We start from the raw sequence: 17,812 nt of genomic DNA, 5'->3' as shown, positions 1-17,812 counted from the left end.
TGGTTCCATTTTCATTATGTCAAATTAAGCTGGCTAAATTTCGGTTTTATTCGACAAATTGAAACGCTTCTCTTTACTACTTATCAGGTTGTTGTATAATAATAGTTGAGTAACTTTTCGTAAGTAAGGAGCTTGTTCAATGCGTAATAAAGTAATCAAAACATTGGAGGAAAACCCTGTCATTGCTTCGGTAAAAAATGATCAAGGACTGGAAGAAGCGATTCAGACTGATTGTAATGTTATTTTTGTCCTTTACAGCACGATTATTAATGTCGGTCAAATAGTAGATAAGATAAAGAAAAAGGGCAAGCTTGCCTTTGTTCACGTCGATCTCCTTGAAGGAGCTTCCAATGAGGAAGTAGCGCTTCAATTTCTGAATGAAAATACAAATGCAGATGGAATTATCAGTACAAAAGCCCAGATGGTGCACGCTGCGCAAAAATATGGATTTTATACCATCCACCGACTCTTCCTAATAGATTCTTTTTCTTTCCATAACATTGACAAACAAATCGCTCAATCACAACCCAATTTCATCGAAGTCCTCCCCGGTGGTATGCCCCAGGCGATCGGCTGGGTTAAAGACAAAATTGACACACCAATTATAGCGAGTGGCCTCGTTTGTGAAAAAGAAATCGTGGTTACCGCACTGCAGGCTGGAGCAGTTGCGATTTCATCTACAAATAATGAAGTATGGTATATGTGAAATATCGCATTTAAGAAAGTAGGAACTTTTAAGAGCTGAACAAATAACTATTTTTATCATAAATTAAGTGCTATCCTAAACCACTCCAATATACAAAAAGAGACTAATCTCAAAGGAAACAGATTACAAGCGTATTCAATAGCTGAACCGAATGAATCATTCCTTTGAGACAGCCTCTTTTTCAACTAAATTTCAGCTTCCTTTACGGATTCATTATTTCTTGCTCACACTGCTGGCAAAGCTGCTGAATTTGCTGTAATTGCTGTGCTGCATTCTGTTCCGTTTGAGCCATTTGCTGAGAGCCCATATTGCCTGCTTGCTGCTGGGCTCCAGGCTGTTGTGCCTGCTGTTGAAGCTGTTGTGCATTTTGCTGCTCCTGCTGCTCCAATTGCTGAGCGATTTGACCAATTTGCTGAAGTGTTTGCTGTGCTTGTTGCTGTGACATGAAAATCTCTCCTTTTTACTAAAGTTTCTGTTGTATTATGTATCAGTTTTGTTATTTCATACTGAATTTAGACAGAAATACAAATATAAGTAAAAGAGATTATTGCCAAGCAGGTGGATGACATGCAGCCCAAAAGTCGATCAATCTTCAAAAATATACGCTATATCAACCCGAAAATCCGCAAGAAATTGATTTAATATAAATTTTATCGCTTCATCATTTTATGTTCCTCAGTATACGCTCCCAATGAATGATGATCGATTAGAATTCGAATGAATCTGATACACTTTTCCGCAGCGTTCAGCTACGCGAGCCAAGGCTATTTGTTTTGCCGTAAATAAATATGTAGCCAGTGACAAATTAACTGCTTCTTCACGCCCAGTCGAATAAGGTTAAATTCAGGGTTTATCTCCACTTTTGGCTTTTCCATCCCCATGCATATCAGCCCCCTCTTTTTCACTATTCTAATTATAGAAATAGAGCTGGTTCCTGTATAAAATAAAAAACCACCCGGCATGCATTCCCACACCAGGTGATTATCAAAATCATTTATTCAGTTAAAAGCGGGTAATACCCTTCTTCATTATGTGTTTCCGTTCCAACTAGCGGCGGGTTGAACACACATACCATTCGCATTTGTGTGCGTGCACGAAGACGGTGTTTATCATGATCATCTAAAAGATACATTGTTCCAGGCTTAATCTGGTAAACGTCACCGGTTGCCACCTTTTCAATTTCTCCTTCACCTTCAATGCAGTAAACCGCTTCGATATGGTTCTTATACCAGAAGAAATTATCTGTGCCTGCTTTGATTATTGTGTCATTCATGCTAAAGCCTACACCGTCTTTCTTCAAAATAAAACGGCGGCTTTCCCAGTTCTCGGATTTTGTGTGGTCTTCTGTTCCCATTAAATCTTCCAGCGATTTTACAATCATTTATATTTTCCCCTCTCTGTCTGCTCCTGAATATATTCTTGCTGCTTACTACTTTATTTTCCAAGTACGTGTTTTATACTATCTTCCAGTAGCTCAAGTCCTTTTTCCAAGCCTTCCTGATCAATAATCAGCGGCGGCAGGAATTTTACAACCTCATCATCTGGACCGGAAGTTTCCACAATCAAACCGCGGTTAAATGCTTCGGCACATATTTCTCCAGCCAATTCTGCTTTTTCTATGGCAATACCTTGCATTAAACCTCTGCCTCTGGCTTCTCCGTTTAATTCCGGATATGTTTCAATCAGCATATCTACTGCTTTCCTTAAAAATTTCCCTTTTTCTTTTACTGCATTACTGAAATCATCATTCTCCCAATTTTTCAGTGCTTCAGTGGCAGCAATAAATGCCATATTGTTACCCCGGAACGTACCGTTGTGCTCACCCGGTCCCCATTGGTCATGCTCCGGCTTAATCAATGTAATTGCCATAGGCAGGCCAATTCCCCCAATGGATTTGGAAAGGCATACGATATCCGGATCAATCCCTGCTGGTTCAAAGCTGAAGAATGTACCCGTACGACCATTTCCGGCTTGCACATCGTCAATGATGAGGAGAATATCCCAGCGTTTGCAAAGCTCCTCCACTTTTTTCAACCATTCCATACTCGCAGCATTAATGCCGCCTTCTCCTTGAACAGTTTCCAGAATAATGGCAGCTGGCAGCGCAACTCCACTTCCACTATCTTCTAAAAATCGCTCGAGGTATGCTAGTGAGTTAGAATTCTCCACAAAGTTATCAAACGGCATGGAAACTGAGTGATGCAGTGGAACGCCGGCACCATGGCGTTTGAAGGAGTTTCCTGTAACAGAAAGTGAACCAATCGTCATTCCATGAAAGGCATTGGTAAAGCTTATTACCGTTTCGCGTCCAGTTATTTTTCTGGCAAGTTTCAACGCACTTTCCACTGTATTTGTACCAGTAGGTCCAGGGAACATAATTTTATAATCAAGATTTCGTGGTGACAATATTACATCTTTAAAACGTTCGAGAAACTCTTTTCTTGGGGGCGTGCCCATATCGAGGCTATGAATAACGCCATCATTTTTAATATATTCAATTAATTTTTCCTGCATGGCATCATCATTATGTCCATAATTTAAAGTGCCTGCTCCAGCAAAAAAATCAATGTACTCCTTGCCATCTGTATCCCATAACATATAGCCTTTTGACTTTTCGAAAACTGTCGGCCAGCCCCGGCTATAACTTCTTACTTCAGATTCCAGCTTTTCAAACGTTTCCATTTTCTTATCGTTCAATACTGCCGTTGTCAAGTCAATCATCCTTTTGATTATTTATTTTCTTCCTCAATTGGCCCAATCTTAAACAGTAATTCGTCTTCATGGTCCTCCCCTTCATCCGGGAAATCTTCAGAAGTAAAGTAATCACTGATATCACAATTGGTATCGAGCTTCTTCGCAAGACCTTTAAATAATGATTGTGACGGTTTATTTGATGGAGAGACCGTAGCTTCTACATATTCAACTTCCTCTGGTGTACGGTTTAGCAATTGACGCAACATCTTGGTTGCCAATCCTCTTCCACGCTCGGATGCATTTACAGCTACCTGCCAGATGAATAGTGTATCTGGACTATTCGGATTGATAAACCCAGAAATAAAGCCAACCGTATTCCCTTCCCTTTCTGCTACAATAGATGTATCAGAAAAGATTTCACACCACATCAAATAACTGTAAGAAGAATTCAGATCCAGTACCTTCATATCTTTAATCAGCTGCCAAACAGCTGCTCCATCTTCTTTTGTCGGTTTACGAAAATGAAAATCCGTTTCTATATCGGTAGTTAATGTCATTTCACTAGTTCCGCTTGTATTGATGCGCTCACCTCCTGAATGGAATTGTTTTATTTTAGTTACGTATATAAGACTAACATACGCACAAATAAGGTCAAAACGCATTAAGCGGAGTATATAGTGATTATTCATGATGAGAAGGAGTGAGTACTAAATGATCGCCATTGTCTATAAATAGCTGTAAAATATAAAAAAATAGACCAGTTTATTCGATATTCAATAAAAACTGCAGAAAACTTAAGGAATAAATTTGATATGTAAAAAATGTAAGCGTCAAATAAACAAAATAATCTCATCCACTTCCTGGGGAAACGGCTATGAATATAAAATGATTGATGGCCCGGATTTTGGCTTATATTGAAGAAAATGCGGATTATTTTGAAAGCTGGAGAAATTATACGCTTAACGGTAAAGTAAATGACGGAAACAGTTATTACGCCAACGATGGAATTGCAGGACATGCAGGACTCTTTTCCACCGCACGAGATTTGGGAGGGCTTGGAGACATCATGCTGAATAATAATCAGTATGGAAATGTACCATTTTGTATAATGAAGAAACGGTTCAAACCTTTATAGGTGCGCAGCATTCCGGATAAGATTTCGGATGGGAACAAAATCAATCATGGTATACGGGAAATGTCCATCCCTTGGAAGCTTACAGACATACCAGATTTACCGGTCACCGGATTATTTTTGACCCTGTATATAATTTACAAATTATTGTTCTGACAAATATGCAAAATAATGGACCATTGGATAGTGGATCGTGCCCGGTAACTGGAGGGGTGCCCAGTGATATTGCGGATAGTTTATGAAACTATGAATGAGTAATCGGATTTATCAGAATTTAAGTGTGGAATTTTCCCCATCTATCGGGCAAATTCGGTGGTTCTTTTGTGCTTATACGCGCTTGTTATCTCTTTTCAACACACTAAAAGAAATTGAACCAGGGAGATGATAACATAGAGATCTCCCTGGTTATTAAAAACTGCTCAGGTTGTTTCGGCCGTTCTTTTTTTATGTGCTAAAAATATTTTTTTGGATATTAGTGTCTGTCCTATAATGAATAGTCCACCGACTGCCCAATATAACGGCAATGCTGCCGGTGCATTCAGGGAGATAATACCTATCATGATCGGGGACAAGAGTCCAAGTATAGCAAATTGTTTTTTCTGTTGTGGATCAAGACCAATTTGTGAGACTTGGAACTGAATAAAATAGATGACAACTGCTAGTATTGTCAGCAAAATATCAGCTTGTCCAAGGTCAAACCATAAAAATTGATGTTCCGCAATTTCCGGCGTCCGGCGAATTGCATAATAAAAAGCGATTAATATCGGCATTTGGATAATAAGCGGCAAACATCCGGCAAATGATGCAAGCGGGTTGAAATTATGCTTTTGGTACACCTGCATTAATTCCTGTTGCATTTTCATTTTTGAATCACTATCATTTTTATCCTTGTATTTTTTTTGGATTTCGTCCATTTCCGGTTTGAGTTCTTTCATTTTATCCTGCATATCCATACTGTTACGTGTCTGCTTCAGCATGAATGGCATGACAGCAAGACGAATAATGAGTGTAATAATGATAATTGACAACCCATAGCTCCCGTTTAATATGCCTGCCAATCCCTTGATCAGGAGGGAGAAATTATAGACAAAGTAATGATTGAAAAAGCCTTCTGTATCGGTGTTTATAGGTTCATCAAGTAATCCGCAGCCTGCCAGGAAAATAACAAGTATCAGCCCGATCAGGCTATATTTTTTTGTGTAAGTGAATACAGATTTTCGCCCCATCGTTGTCCTCCTCTTTTTTTATCATCATTTAAGAAAAAAGAGATGGTATGAGCGTCGGCATTATCATCATCTGGTGACTCAATTCGTTTAGCTTTTCTTACAATCCAATTCATGATGTCTGTTGCCTCTCCGATTGAATTCTGGATGGGGGCAGACTGGATCTGGACGGCATGGGATTTTCTAATAGATACATGTGTATTCCCGATGAATTTATGCAAACCAAATTGGGTAAGTTTAAACATACCCATGCCAGAAAAGAAAATGCTGAAATAGAAATAAATAGATGAAGAATCAGCAAATAACTCATTCAACATTTCAACCATCATCTGCATTCACCTCCTTTTACTGATAAAATACTGTACGAAAAATATATTACTACAAATTTATGAAAATAGTAAGAGGAATGGTTTCACACCTGAATTGAAGATGGATAAAATGCAGAAGCAGGTAAAGCAGAGCCAGATCTTTTACCTTCGTACCTTCCTATTAATTATTTAATAAAAAATTCCACACAAACCAAAAATACTCTATTTACAAATCACAACTTGTAAAAAATTAAATTCGCCCACTACACATATAACTCATTTGCATATTTTATGGTATAAGCAACATAAACAAGAGGTGAAGCCTATGGCATCGAATAAAGATAATCTTCCACGATTCAATAAATCAGGAGTTCAAGGTTTATTCAATAACATGGATTCATTTTTGAATGACTCCATTCGTAATTTCGATTCATTTTTCAATTTAAAGTCATTTGAGGTAAATATGCATGAAACGAACAAGGCAATTATTGTGGAAGCATATTTACCTGGATTAAAGCGAGACCAAATTGAACTGGAAATTGTCGGTAACCAGCTGCGGATTGCTGCAGAAGACATGACTGTTTTGGAGGAGAAAAATGATAAGACAAAATATAATGACACCAGACAGTCCTTTCAAAAAATAGAGCGTCTGATTACCCTCCCATTTCACATTTCCGAAAAAGATACGAAAGCATCCTTTGAAAAAGATATACTGAAAATTACTATTCCAAAACAAAATTCAGGAAGAAAGTTTATTGATATTGACACTTGAATAGAACAAAGCCAGCATTCCGTTTGAACTGGAATACTGGCTTTACTTTTTACTTGATGCATTTAAAAATGCGAAATCCCAATATATTTTTATATGACTCTATCATTTCCTCATGCTCTTTCATGATATCAAAATAGGCAGGATCCATCAGTTCGGTAAGTGAAAAATCAGGAACAGAATCCACATCTTCGGGATCAAACCGAACTTCCGTTTTTTCCACCTGTACATCCTGAAAACCAGCATGATTAAATGCCTGCCTCCACGCTCCCTCTGAGCGAAAGATCGCATCTTCATAAAATGCTTTTAATACACCCAGTTCCTTATCATTCATCTCTTTCTCCATCACCATTTCAATAGCAAGCAATTTTCCATTTGGCTTCAACACTCTTTTAAACTCAGGAATCGACCTGGCAACATCTGTAAAGAGCATGACAGATTCAGACAAAACAATATCAAAAGAAGCTTCCGCAAATGGCAAATCTTCCACCGAACCTTCAACAGCTTTGATCTGTAATTTTTCCGTTAAAAATCGGTCGTTTGCTTTTTCCACCATGATTTCATTATTGTCCAACGCTGTGACATGACAGCCATATTCTTTAGCAATATAAGCGGCAGTCTGTCCGGTACCGCAGCCTGCATCCAGAACGCTCGTGGACACATCCAGCTTTTCATGTGCTAATAGTTCCTTTGTAAGCTTCAGACCGCCAGGATGTGCCCCGCCAACACCAAGCATTGCCAGACAATCAAGATAGGAATAATTCATCAGCATCCCACTTTCTGTTTAGACTATGACAGTTTATGAATGTGGGGCCAATATGGTCACCGTACAAAAAGAAACCCAGGAACTCGTTATAAAGTCACTGGGTAAATATTCACATCGTATTTATTCCCACTTAGTGATGATAGACTGCGTATCTGTTTTTAAAATAGTATACGCTTTTTCAGAAATCAGTTCATGAGCATAATGTGCTTCAAGCAATTGGTCAAAACCTCCCATATGCCTGATCACTTTCTCAGCCTCGTCCTGTTTTACATATTGATTAACTGCTTCTAAATGTATTTGGAGCGACCTTATTACTTGTGCATCTTCCACTTCCCCTTCTTCCTCATAACGTTCAACTCGCTCTTGCATCCCGTTTATGGTTGTCAGGATCGTTTCTTCACCAGGATAAATAGCATTTGAAAGCAGTCTGAATAAATTTTCCGGATGAGCTCGAAAGCCTGCTTCCAGTCCCAGTAATGTTACACTCGGATGATGCCCTTTTATAATGACTGGCTGGCCCTGTGCAACTTGACTATCTTTCCAAAACCCTGCTCTAAAGAAATCTTGTTCAGTATATGATGCTACAACTCTATCATTTTCCAAATTGGTATACCATACAGGCTGGTACACAAAGCCAAAATCATTTGCAGCATACCCTGCAGTTAAAGAAGTATCTTTAAAATCAACAGCAACAATACCATTGCTGTTTCTGCCTCCGGTATTTATTGTCACATCTACCAGCCCGAGTTCAGCTGCTGCATTGGAAGCTTGAGCTCCTATTGCAATATACTTCCCTCCATTATCAATAAATTCATCAATATGCTGTTTATATTCATTACTGTCATGGCTCGATGATCCGTTAGCAACTAAAACATCAAAACCATTTAACCCATTCTCTGCAATCTCTTCCGGCTCAATATCATTGATTTGAAAACCAAGTTGTTGAAGTGCCATTCGGGTCCCGTGCATATTAAAGTCATTTAATAAAGCTATATTCACCTCATTTAATAAGCTGGACTCATTTGGAATTGCCTTTGTTTCTAAAGTAATACCAGACGTTTCTCGCACAAATTCACTTAATAATTCCCTGTTCTCTGGCTCAACATAAAAATGTCCATTTTTACCTTTATATACAGGGAACTCATTTTCTATCAATTTATTAACTAACGCTACAGAATCAATAGAACTATTTGTAATTTCATACGGGCCATTCCCTACTAAATTACCATCCAGCTCTACTTGCTCTACTTCACTGATTTCTACATCGATACTGGAATAGGTGGCAATGGCATCAAATCCCCATAATTCCGGCAAGCTCCATCCGGAAATGTCATACATTGCATTTACCTGGTCACTTATATCTTCACCATCCCAAAGTAATGTGTTGGCTAAACCTGCCCTGGCCTGCTTCATGTTTACAATATATGTGCCTTCATCATATTGATTTCCATCCACTGTAAATGCACTTTGAGATTCCTGGATTTTAATGCCGCTTTTCAATAAATGATTTACAGCTTTTGCCGTAACAGAGGGATCTATTTCATCTACAGGCAATAAATAAGCTTCTGGAAAAAATCCATCTTCATAATTAGGGTGATCATTTTCCATCCCACGCTCGAAAACTTCTATTTGGTCACGAAGCATACCTTCTTTGTTTTCAGCAGCAAACTTCAATGCTCCCATCACAGCGTGGTAATGCCAATCAGCGCCATCAACACTATTTGTTGGTGCCTCCAGTGTCGAAACATAAGTTCCGTGATACATCGTGTATCCAGGTGTAAATATAGGCGGATAATCATCCCAGCCATCTTCTGCATCACGATATGGGATGTGGGTTCCTTCCATATTTCTATACATATCTGTTTCAAAGTCATCTTTATTTGCTACTAATTCATCTTCCATCGCTACTGCCTGATCCAATGCCCATTTAATATACAAATCATGTTCGATATTCGGGTTATGTGGTGCGGTTGTCGGTTCGATAAGGCCAGGCGCATCTGTCGAACGGATAACATAACCATGCAAGTCCAGATGAACAAGCGGCAACCAATCAACAATTAAATCAATATTTGCATCCGTCTCCGGCTGTGCTATCGTAACGAAATCACGGTTAAGATCAAATCCGTTACTATTTTGTCTGGTACCTATAATACGACCATCCGGGTTTGCTACTACATTAAAAACCAATATATTTTGTTCAAGAATTTCTTCTGTTGCCTCATCGTCTTCATATGCAAATCTATCAATTAATTTTAAAACAGCGTCAGTACCAACATATTCATTACCATGTACAGAACCATTAATCATGAAAGGTGCTTTGACATCCGGGTTTTCATCGAGAAAGTTTTGGGCTTCTTCCGGATCTTCAATCATTAGCTCTCTTAATGTTTCGGATTTTTCCATTGCTTCCCCATTTTGAGGATCGACAATGGTAACAGCATATATGTCATTCCCTAGTACGGATTGTCCGATAACCTCCAAAGAAACACGTTCACTTTCTTCTTCATGCTGTTCTAATATAGGACCTATTTCTTCATAAGGAACAGGGTCGTAAGTTGTTTCTGCAAGGATTGGTTTAATTCCGGTTACAAGGGAAAACATAACTACTACAAAAAATATAGCAAAAGTAAACCTAAAGTGATTTTTCATTATTATCCACTCCTTTTTATAACATCTAATACCAGAATCCTGGAGAAAAAGAATTAATAAAAACAATAATTAAAGCGCTTTCAATACGGTTAAGCAATTCACCCCCAAAGTTTATCCTTTATCATTTGTAAAATCTTATGATGACACTAATAGATTAAAGTTATGTTGCAATACTTTGTCAGATTTTATCTATTAATAAAACAGTACATAGGATATCAGAAAATTACAATAGGGAATAATACACAAAATCATCCTGCTCTAAAACAGCTAATTTTCTTATTTAAAGATTAGTAGTATCTACTTATGGATGGTTATTCATGTTAATAAATGCCCATATCATTTAATGGGGAATAATATTCAAATATTGTTATTAAAACCTGGACTTACTATTTTCAGTCATCCCACTGGAACTGTTCATATGTAAAGCTAAAGCAATATAAATTGTACCCTCTTTTTAAAGTATTTCCGTATTTCATTTTACTCAGCTAAATTTCACACAAAATTAACATTGGCTTAATATTCCATTGCTATAATCTAGTTATCATGAATAGTCCAAAAGAACTATTTCATAGAAAAAGAGGTATTTCATATGAAAAAAACATCAGAAATCTACTTAAAAAAACTACTTTGCGTACACGATACCTATCCTGTCATTGATCATTTTATAAACCGTTGCTGTAGGGGCTACCTCCTACATAAATGCAAAGGATTTAACAATGACATCGATAGAAGAAAGGTTAAATCATGAAACCCAGCTAATGAAGTACATTGCCCAAAACTTACACTTTACATATGTCAATGACGAAGGTTATTTTATGCAGCAGCTCAATTTTAACATTCGCTCACAGCAAAACCAGCTTGCCGGAGATGGAATTGCATCCGAGTATTTTTACATCACGGAGAATGAAGTGATTCCTTTCCAGTCAGTGATGAAGCTTTAGCTAATATTTCGGAAAGTCTGGTTACTGAAAATAACAGAAACGCAGAGTGGACAATTTCACACAGCCATCGCCGGGGAAGATTATACTGTTTCTTTTCAGCAAATGGATGAAATAGATGGTCTATATGTGCTGCTTGTTCCAACGGATTCATATATGGAACCTTTTAAAAACATGGGCTATTTAACTATTGCTATTATCACTGCAAGTATCCTCAGTTCAATGATTACCATTATCTTTTTCGTTAGAACACTGACAAATCCTCTCAATGTATTAAGAAATACAATGAGAAAGGTGCGCAAAGGAAATTTGCAGCCAGCAGGGGAACCGAAAACCACCCTGCCGGAACTTGTATCTTTACATAAAAGCTACGATGCGATGATTAACCATATGAGGACAATGTTAAGTGAAGTTAAAAATACCACCTCTGCGTTGGATCAAAATGGGGAGGAGCTGAAGCCTTCTTCTGATGATGCGCTGTAATCAAGTGAGGATCTGATTGAATCCATAAACGTCGTTAAAACAGGAGCGGAACAATCAGCCTCCACATCTGAAAATAGTACGGTGATTTTCATTGATATGAAAAACAAAATAGAAACGATGATAAAAAATATGGATCTCGTTTTCTGCAGTTCGGAAAAGATGGGCGATTCGGCAAACAAAGGAGATACAAATATATCCGAATTAATTACCACTACCAAAACACTGGAAACAGACTTTAATCAGTTTTCGGACACGATTAAAAAAGTAAACCGTCATTCATAATCTGTAACAAAGCTTGTTGGACTGGTTAATGGAATAACAGATCAAACCAAGCTATTATCACTTAATGCCACCATTGAAGCCGCTCGTGCCGGAGAAGCGGGAAAAGGTTTTTCCGTAGTAGCGAATGAAGTTGGAAAGCTTGCCGAACAGGCATCTAACGCAACAGAAGAGATTGCTTCCACTATAGCAGATATGCAGGATATAACTGTAAGTGCAAGCCGTGAATTTAAACAATTGCTTCAGAAAATGAATGCAAATATAGACATTGCAAATGATTCCAAAGTTTCATTTGATGATTTAATGAAAGAAATCTCTGAGGTTAACAGCAAACTTCGCGGTATTCAGCACGAACTGGGGAATTTGGAACAAGTACTTCCTAAATTAGAACTGTCCGCGGAGGACTTTGCTCCCGTTTCACAGGAAACATTGGCAAGTGCGGAAGAAATGCTTGCCAGCAGCGAACAGCAGCATATTCAAACAAAAAACGCCCATGCCGTAGGTTTAAAATTAATTGGTCTTTCCAAAGATTTATCCGGTGCTACGGAAAGATTTAAGGTTGCCCAAAATATAATATAAGGAGTGGGACTTGACATTTTCGTTCATATCAGTATATTTCCGGAGCAAATTATTCTCACAAACTTTATTAAAGTTCGGGTTTTCTTTTGGTTAAAGTTCTTTTGTCTCAGCCTCTGAAATGTTTTTACATAATTGATCAACCGAATATCTTTATTCAGGTGTGGAAGCACCAAGAAAAGAAAAAAGTTCCCCACTTTATTTTCTGCCAAAAAATGAAGTGGAGAACTAACATATCGAATCCAATTGTTAGTGTTGATCACTCTGATGAGCTAATTCAATGTAAGATAAAATTTCCCAAAACAGCTTTCTTTATCTGGTAATCATTCCTTACTAATTATATCATCTACATTTTCTAAGCTAATGCGATACACACTGCCTCCACGCGTACCAACGAATAACTCTCTTTCGTTTGGTGAAAGTTCGAGTGATGTTGTATCCAGGTTGTTCAAACCATTCGAGAAGCTATGCCATGATTTACCGCCATCTGTACTGCGCAGTACACCACGACCACGTTTGGTTAAATCTGCTTCTTGGAATGTATCTGTTGCAGCATACACGATATTTGAATCATTCAATTGAAATACCAGATCACTTACAGATAGTCTTATGTCTAAGTAATCACTCTGTTCCAATGTCTTACCTCCATCACCACTTACAAACAAAGCTTCACCGCCAACAACTAAGTGATTCGGATTGTCAGGGTTAACAGCAATCGATTGCACTGGCTCTTCAGACAAATTAGTGAAAGTAGTTCCACCGTCTGTGGTTAAAAACAATCCTCCCTCTGTTCCAACCCAGAATTTATTTGCATCATTTGGGTCACCTGCGACTGCCATTGGTACATCCGCAAAAGAAATGGTGCTCCATGTTTCACCAGCATCCTCGCTGACATAAATTCCTCTGCCTGTCAAAGACCAATAAGGAACAAATAGCTTGCTTGAATCTGCGGGATGAATATATAAATCATATGGTACCTCTGATGCCTGCAGTTTTCTAGTCCAAGTCTCTCCATAGTCCACACTTTTATAAATGTAGAAGTAGCTCTGCGCACTTTCAATCACCTTATATACGATCGAATGATCTTCAGGGTCAACTGCAACATGTCGTGCAGTTGCCCCCATCGTAGACTCGTAACCGGATTTTCCCCATTCCAGTTCTGGCTGCCTTACACTGTCCTCTTGTGACAATTCAGACTCATATATTTCCCATTGAGTTCCTGCCAGTAAATAGTCTGTACCATTTCTGTTTGTTACTGCCAGATCATATACATTCAGTGAGGGAATACCCATTCTTTCATAGTCATCTCCACTATTTTCAGTCTTATAGATGCCATCCAATTCAGAAGCTAAATAGGCCGTTTCATTCTTTGCTCCAGAGGAGTGATTTGAAAATACAATATCGTAAACTATAGAACCCTTTTGAGGTAACTCCCATTCCTCCCATGATTCACCTAAATCAGAGCTCACCTTCATATCATTGAGTGTAATAACTGTAATTTTCTTATTCTCATAGATTACTTGAAAAGGTCTTGAGCTTAACTCATTAGCATGCTCCCAAGTATCTCCATAATCAGTTGATACATACAAATGATTCGGGTAATTAGTAACAAACACCAGTTTACCATCCTCGCCAGTAATTACGGATCCAGAGCCGTCTTTGGCAGAAAATAACAATTCAGCTTCAAGATTACCAGCGACTGCATTGCGTACAACATAAACACTATCTGATTGAACGAAAAACAAATCATCCCCATCCATATGCATATCTGAAAGCTGATTCCAAGCACCAGGAACCTTCTTCCAGCTTTTTCCGTTATCAGCAGATATATGAATTTCCTGATTTGTCAAAGCAACTAATGAGCTTCCATCATGACTAATGATCAAATCATCAATTTGTATATCAGGGAACGGCAGTGTTGACCAAGATTTTCCATCATCAGTCGTAGCCAGTAATTTACCTTCATAGGTAGGATCATTTCTTCCATTAATGGCAACATACATATGATTACTATTTAACGGATTCGTCACAGCAGCAGAAGGCCAACCAGTTGGGACAGGAAGATTACGTAACTCTTTCCAGCTCTGCATATCATCATCAGATTGAAACAAAGTTGGTGAAACAGGGCTTGACACTGTCCATTGATCCTTAGACGGATTTAATAATTGTGTACTGCCTGCTCCATATGGTCCTGTTGCCTGCCATTTAACCTGGTCATAACTTCCTTCCACTGATAAGGATTCTAATACTGTATTGCCCCTTAATGTTTTTCCTGAGGTACTTGCTCCTTCTGCCTCTATTTTATATGCACCAATTTCATCCAGTACAACTGGAATTCTCCACCAATAATCATGGCTGAACTCAGCTTCCAGTTCCATTGTCTTACCACTTGGAGCAGTAATGGATAACACCGGAGCCTCCTCAAGATGAAGCGGACTATAAATAAATGCTTCTGTTGCACCATATGCCGGTTCAGGCGTAAGATGAATTTGCATATACTGAACTCCAAGATAAAAAGGAATATGAATCGTTTCATCAACATTGTCATCAACAGGTGTTGCTTCAATCCAACCCATAACATCCAAGTCAGCATGTGGCTGGTCCATCGAAATGCTGACCTCAATTTCACTGGTTTCTCCCCGTTCTAGGGTTACTGTTTCCGGTTCTACACTAACTGTAACTCCGTACTCCTCCAATTCATCTTTACTATACATTTGATGGGATAATTGATACGTTCGTTGTTCGTCTCCTTTATTCACAAGTTTAAATTGCTGCTGTTCATTGACTTCTTCTTGATGCAAATCAGCAGTTTGAAAGGATAGTTGATCAGGCATAGAAAACAATTCTGTCTCTGATGCCTGATTTACATCTAATCTTCCCGCTCCCTGTGTAATAGGGTCAGCATCAGGAAGTTGATGTGCCGATGAGACAAGTGCACTCTGTATCTCTCCTGCATTCCATTCAGAATGTTGCTGTGCCAAAATTGCGGCAGCCCCAGCAACATGCGGTGCTGCCATGCTTGTCCCGGAATAACGATAATAGCCGCCCTCAAATAAATCTTCCGGCATTGTAGATAAAATTTCAACACCTGGTGCTACTATCTCCGGCTTCATATGGAAATTTTCGGTCGGTCCCCGCGAACTGAAGTCCGCCATTAAATCCGTTCCTTCAGTTTCTGTTAATTCAAGATTTACGACTTGATCATCTGCAAGGTTTCTTTTTATTAATTCTCCGGATTGCTGATCTATCTCAAGAGCAATAATATTTAACCTTCCATCAAATTTTGGACCAATTGAAAATTGATGCTGGCCATTCTTTTCATACTCATTTTCACTAGAATTCTCAAACGGGAAGCCAGGTCCATTTCCTCCTATTGATTCATAATAAAATAATATCCCCGATGCACCATGTTCTTCTGCAAGCGATGCGATATTAAAATTTCCTGGACTATTCAAGGAAAGTACCATTTTTCCTGTAACATCTTTTCCTTCAAACTCCTCTGGTGTGCCTCTGCCCACATCAACAACTTCAACCTCTGACAGATCTGAATCAATACTTGCAGAAAAACTCAATCTATTAGATTGGATAAAATGATTAACAGGACTAACTATTCTTGCCTCAGGGATATTTACCCCACTCATACTCGCTCCAACCGTTAATACATCTGTTGCATTTCCTGGAGCAGTAACGGTGTGCTTACCCGGACCGCTATTTCCTGATGATACTATCACAACAACACCTGATTGTACTGCTAGATTAGAAGCCTGAGATAGTGGACTGTTTTCATCACCAGGCCCCCCTAAGCTCATATTAATGACATCAGCCCGGTGCGGATTCTCTGGATCTGCAGCACGCTCAATGGCTGCAATAATATCGGACGTGTTCCCTCTTCCGCTACTATTCATCACCTTATATGCTGTTAGATTGGCATCTGGAGCAACACCTGTCATCTCCCCATTTCCTGCAACAATTCCGGCAACATGTGTACCATGTCCATTATCATCCATTGGATCATTACTATCATTAATAAAATTGTAGCCATCGACTACTTTATAGTCAGAACCAAAACCATTACCGAGATCCGGGTGGTTATAATCGATACCCGAATCAATAATCGCAACCGTCATTCCTTCTCCTGTCAAAGATTGGCCATCTTCATCCTCTTTCTCCCATACCTCTGGAGCCCCTATTAGTGGCACGCTATCTTCTAGATTAATATAAAATGTCTCATCTTTATGTATTGCTTCCACACCAGGGACTTTCTCCAATCTGGTAATATCATCGGAACTAACTTCTGAAGCTAAACCATTAAAGGTAAAAGCATATTCATGTGAGATTTCAATATGTATACTGGCTTCTTCTATGTCGTTTAAAACGGCCTGCTGCTTATGTTGCAAGGTCTGTTTTGTACTTTGTATTACTTCTTTGTCCATCGTTTTCAGTTGTTTCTCATCATCTTCTATTAACTGGGCAAAAATGGCAGGCTCACTCAACTCTATGACAACACGCTCCTTCTCGGATTCCACAACTGCAGATTCCGGTTCCGCATGAAAATTACCGCTTACAAGTATTCCGCCCCCCACTAAAACAAATAACAGTAATACCATTGCCCCTATATGTATGAAAATACCTCGTTTTAACATACTGAAGATCACACCCCTTTGATAGATTTATACTGCTAACAAGGCGATTTTACTTAATTCACATAATTAATACAATAGGGATAATTATGGATTTTTCGTCAAATAAAAATAGCTTTGTATTTAATTAGTCCTAGATGAATTGCCCCTGTATTAATGAACAACAGGAAAGGTTCTCGCACTATCGGCATCTTGTGCAGATCTTCAAGTATGAAATGTGTCCAGGAAATATGTAGGAGAGATGAAAGGTTTAATATTACTATTGAAAAAATCCTGCATGATGCTGCAGGATTTTTTCTCACACTATACAAATACCAGTTGCCATGACTTCTTAAGCCATTACATTTGCTTCATCAAATTCTTCAACCATAAAGGGATGTGGTTCTATTCGATTATTCACCTCACGTCTAATCTTCATTAACTTGAATGTAACTTCAACCATGTCACCAGTAAACCCTTCAGCAACAACGGCAATGTCAATATCACTGTCATCTCTATAAGTACCAATAACATGAGAACCGTATACATAAAGACTGTGGAGATTGACATGTTCTTTTAGAAGGTTGGCATATTTTGCAGCTATGTCGGTTATTGACTTTCGAGAATGGACAGTAGCCATAGTCTCAATTCCCTTATCTTATCAATATTA

Annotated in this window: 17 protein-coding genes and 1 pseudogene; 8 read left to right on the top strand and 10 right to left on the bottom strand. The window is 38.6% G+C overall.

Annotated elements, in window-relative coordinates; translation table 11 throughout:
- Positions 1-139 precede the first annotated feature (139 nt).
- Positions 140-706 (top strand): glycerol-3-phosphate responsive antiterminator, encoded by a 567-nt coding sequence (locus ACDX78_RS08470; protein WP_486026967.1) that lies wholly within the window; start codon positions 140-142, stop codon positions 704-706.
- Between the two features lie 202 nt (positions 707-908).
- On the opposite strand, the gene ACDX78_RS08465 is transcribed toward ACDX78_RS08470, so the two are convergent.
- From ACDX78_RS08465 to ectA, 4 genes are all read right to left on the bottom strand, one after another.
- Positions 909-1,151: a hypothetical protein gene (locus tag ACDX78_RS08465; protein ID WP_486026966.1), complete on the bottom strand. Its 243-nt coding sequence runs from the start codon at positions 1,149-1,151 to the stop codon at positions 909-911.
- Positions 1,152-1,700: 549 nt separating this feature from the next.
- The gene (locus ACDX78_RS08460; RefSeq protein ID WP_486026964.1) at positions 1,701-2,087 is read right to left on the bottom strand and encodes an ectoine synthase; all 387 of its coding nucleotides are present in this window, start codon (positions 2,085-2,087) and stop codon (positions 1,701-1,703) included.
- A gap of 53 nt (positions 2,088-2,140) precedes the next feature.
- A complete protein-coding gene (gene ectB, locus ACDX78_RS08455) occupies positions 2,141-3,418 on the bottom strand; it encodes a diaminobutyrate--2-oxoglutarate transaminase (RefSeq protein WP_486026963.1) in 1,278 nt (425 codons plus the stop codon).
- Positions 3,419-3,435: 17 nt separating this feature from the next.
- Complete coding sequence (gene ectA / locus ACDX78_RS08450) at positions 3,436-3,957, bottom strand: diaminobutyrate acetyltransferase (protein WP_486026961.1); 522 nt, start codon at positions 3,955-3,957, stop codon at positions 3,436-3,438.
- A 347-nt stretch (positions 3,958-4,304) separates the two neighbouring features.
- On the opposite strand from ectA, the gene ACDX78_RS08445 reads away from it, so the two are divergent.
- Both ACDX78_RS08445 and ACDX78_RS08440 read left to right on the top strand, forming a co-directional pair.
- Positions 4,305-4,535: a hypothetical protein gene (locus ACDX78_RS08445; protein ID WP_486026959.1), complete on the top strand. Its 231-nt coding sequence runs from the start codon at positions 4,305-4,307 to the stop codon at positions 4,533-4,535.
- Positions 4,536-4,606: 71 nt separating this feature from the next.
- Positions 4,607-4,774: a hypothetical protein gene (locus tag ACDX78_RS08440; protein WP_486026957.1), complete on the top strand. Its 168-nt coding sequence runs from the start codon at positions 4,607-4,609 to the stop codon at positions 4,772-4,774.
- Between the two features lie 177 nt (positions 4,775-4,951).
- Here ACDX78_RS08440 and yidC read toward each other — a convergent pair whose 3' ends face one another.
- Both yidC and ACDX78_RS08430 read right to left on the bottom strand, forming a co-directional pair.
- Positions 4,952-5,758 (bottom strand): membrane protein insertase YidC, encoded by an 807-nt coding sequence (gene yidC, locus ACDX78_RS08435; RefSeq protein ID WP_486026955.1) that lies wholly within the window; start codon positions 5,756-5,758, stop codon positions 4,952-4,954.
- A complete protein-coding gene (locus ACDX78_RS08430; protein ID WP_486026953.1) occupies positions 5,713-6,084 on the bottom strand; it encodes a hypothetical protein in 372 nt (123 codons plus the stop codon). The genes yidC and ACDX78_RS08430 overlap by 46 nt, the downstream gene beginning before the upstream one ends.
- A 304-nt stretch (positions 6,085-6,388) precedes the next feature.
- Here ACDX78_RS08430 and ACDX78_RS08425 point away from each other — a divergent pair, with 304 nt between their 5' ends.
- Positions 6,389-6,835 carry an Hsp20/alpha crystallin family protein gene (locus ACDX78_RS08425; RefSeq protein ID WP_486026952.1) on the top strand — a complete coding sequence of 149 codons (447 nt, stop codon included), beginning with the start codon at positions 6,389-6,391 and terminating at the stop codon, positions 6,833-6,835.
- Between the two features lie 49 nt (positions 6,836-6,884).
- On the opposite strand, the gene ACDX78_RS08420 is transcribed toward ACDX78_RS08425, so the two are convergent.
- Together ACDX78_RS08420 and ACDX78_RS08415 are read right to left on the bottom strand one after the other, a co-directional pair.
- Positions 6,885-7,598, bottom strand: coding sequence for a class I SAM-dependent methyltransferase (locus ACDX78_RS08420; RefSeq protein ID WP_486026951.1), 714 nt, complete (start codon positions 7,596-7,598; stop codon positions 6,885-6,887).
- Positions 7,599-7,718: 120 nt separating this feature from the next.
- The gene (locus ACDX78_RS08415; protein WP_486026949.1) at positions 7,719-10,247 is read right to left on the bottom strand and encodes an FIMAH domain-containing protein; all 2,529 of its coding nucleotides are present in this window, start codon (positions 10,245-10,247) and stop codon (positions 7,719-7,721) included.
- Positions 10,248-10,963: 716 nt separating this feature from the next.
- On the opposite strand from ACDX78_RS08415, the gene ACDX78_RS08410 reads away from it, so the two are divergent.
- The 4 genes and pseudogenes from ACDX78_RS08410 to ACDX78_RS08395 form a co-directional block, all read left to right on the top strand.
- Entirely contained in the window at positions 10,964-11,188 is a 225-nt protein-coding gene (locus ACDX78_RS08410; protein WP_486026947.1) for a hypothetical protein, read from the top strand.
- 153 nt (positions 11,189-11,341) lie between these two features.
- A complete protein-coding gene (locus tag ACDX78_RS08405) occupies positions 11,342-11,668 on the top strand; it encodes a hypothetical protein (protein ID WP_486026945.1) in 327 nt (108 codons plus the stop codon).
- Positions 11,669-11,764: 96 nt separating this feature from the next.
- Entirely contained in the window at positions 11,765-11,950 is a 186-nt protein-coding gene (locus ACDX78_RS08400) for a hypothetical protein (protein WP_486026943.1), read from the top strand.
- Positions 11,951-11,965: 15 nt separating this feature from the next.
- Positions 11,966-12,526, top strand: a pseudogene (locus ACDX78_RS08395) (methyl-accepting chemotaxis protein); the annotation flags it as partial.
- Positions 12,527-12,846: 320 nt separating this feature from the next.
- On the opposite strand, the gene ACDX78_RS08390 reads toward ACDX78_RS08395, so the two are convergent.
- Both ACDX78_RS08390 and ACDX78_RS08385 read right to left on the bottom strand, forming a co-directional pair.
- The gene (locus ACDX78_RS08390; protein ID WP_486026941.1) at positions 12,847-17,166 is read right to left on the bottom strand and encodes a S8 family serine peptidase; all 4,320 of its coding nucleotides are present in this window, start codon (positions 17,164-17,166) and stop codon (positions 12,847-12,849) included.
- 328 nt (positions 17,167-17,494) lie between these two features.
- Positions 17,495-17,782, bottom strand: coding sequence for a nucleotidyltransferase domain-containing protein (locus ACDX78_RS08385; RefSeq protein ID WP_486026939.1), 288 nt, complete (start codon positions 17,780-17,782; stop codon positions 17,495-17,497).
- Between the last annotated feature and the right edge of the window lie 30 nt (positions 17,783-17,812).

This window comes from Virgibacillus oceani (assembly GCF_041521345.1).
GTDB classification, from domain to species: Bacteria; Bacillota; Bacilli; order Bacillales; family Amphibacillaceae; genus Virgibacillus_N; species Virgibacillus_N oceani_A.
This window is presented reverse-complemented; position numbering and strand designations above follow the sequence as displayed.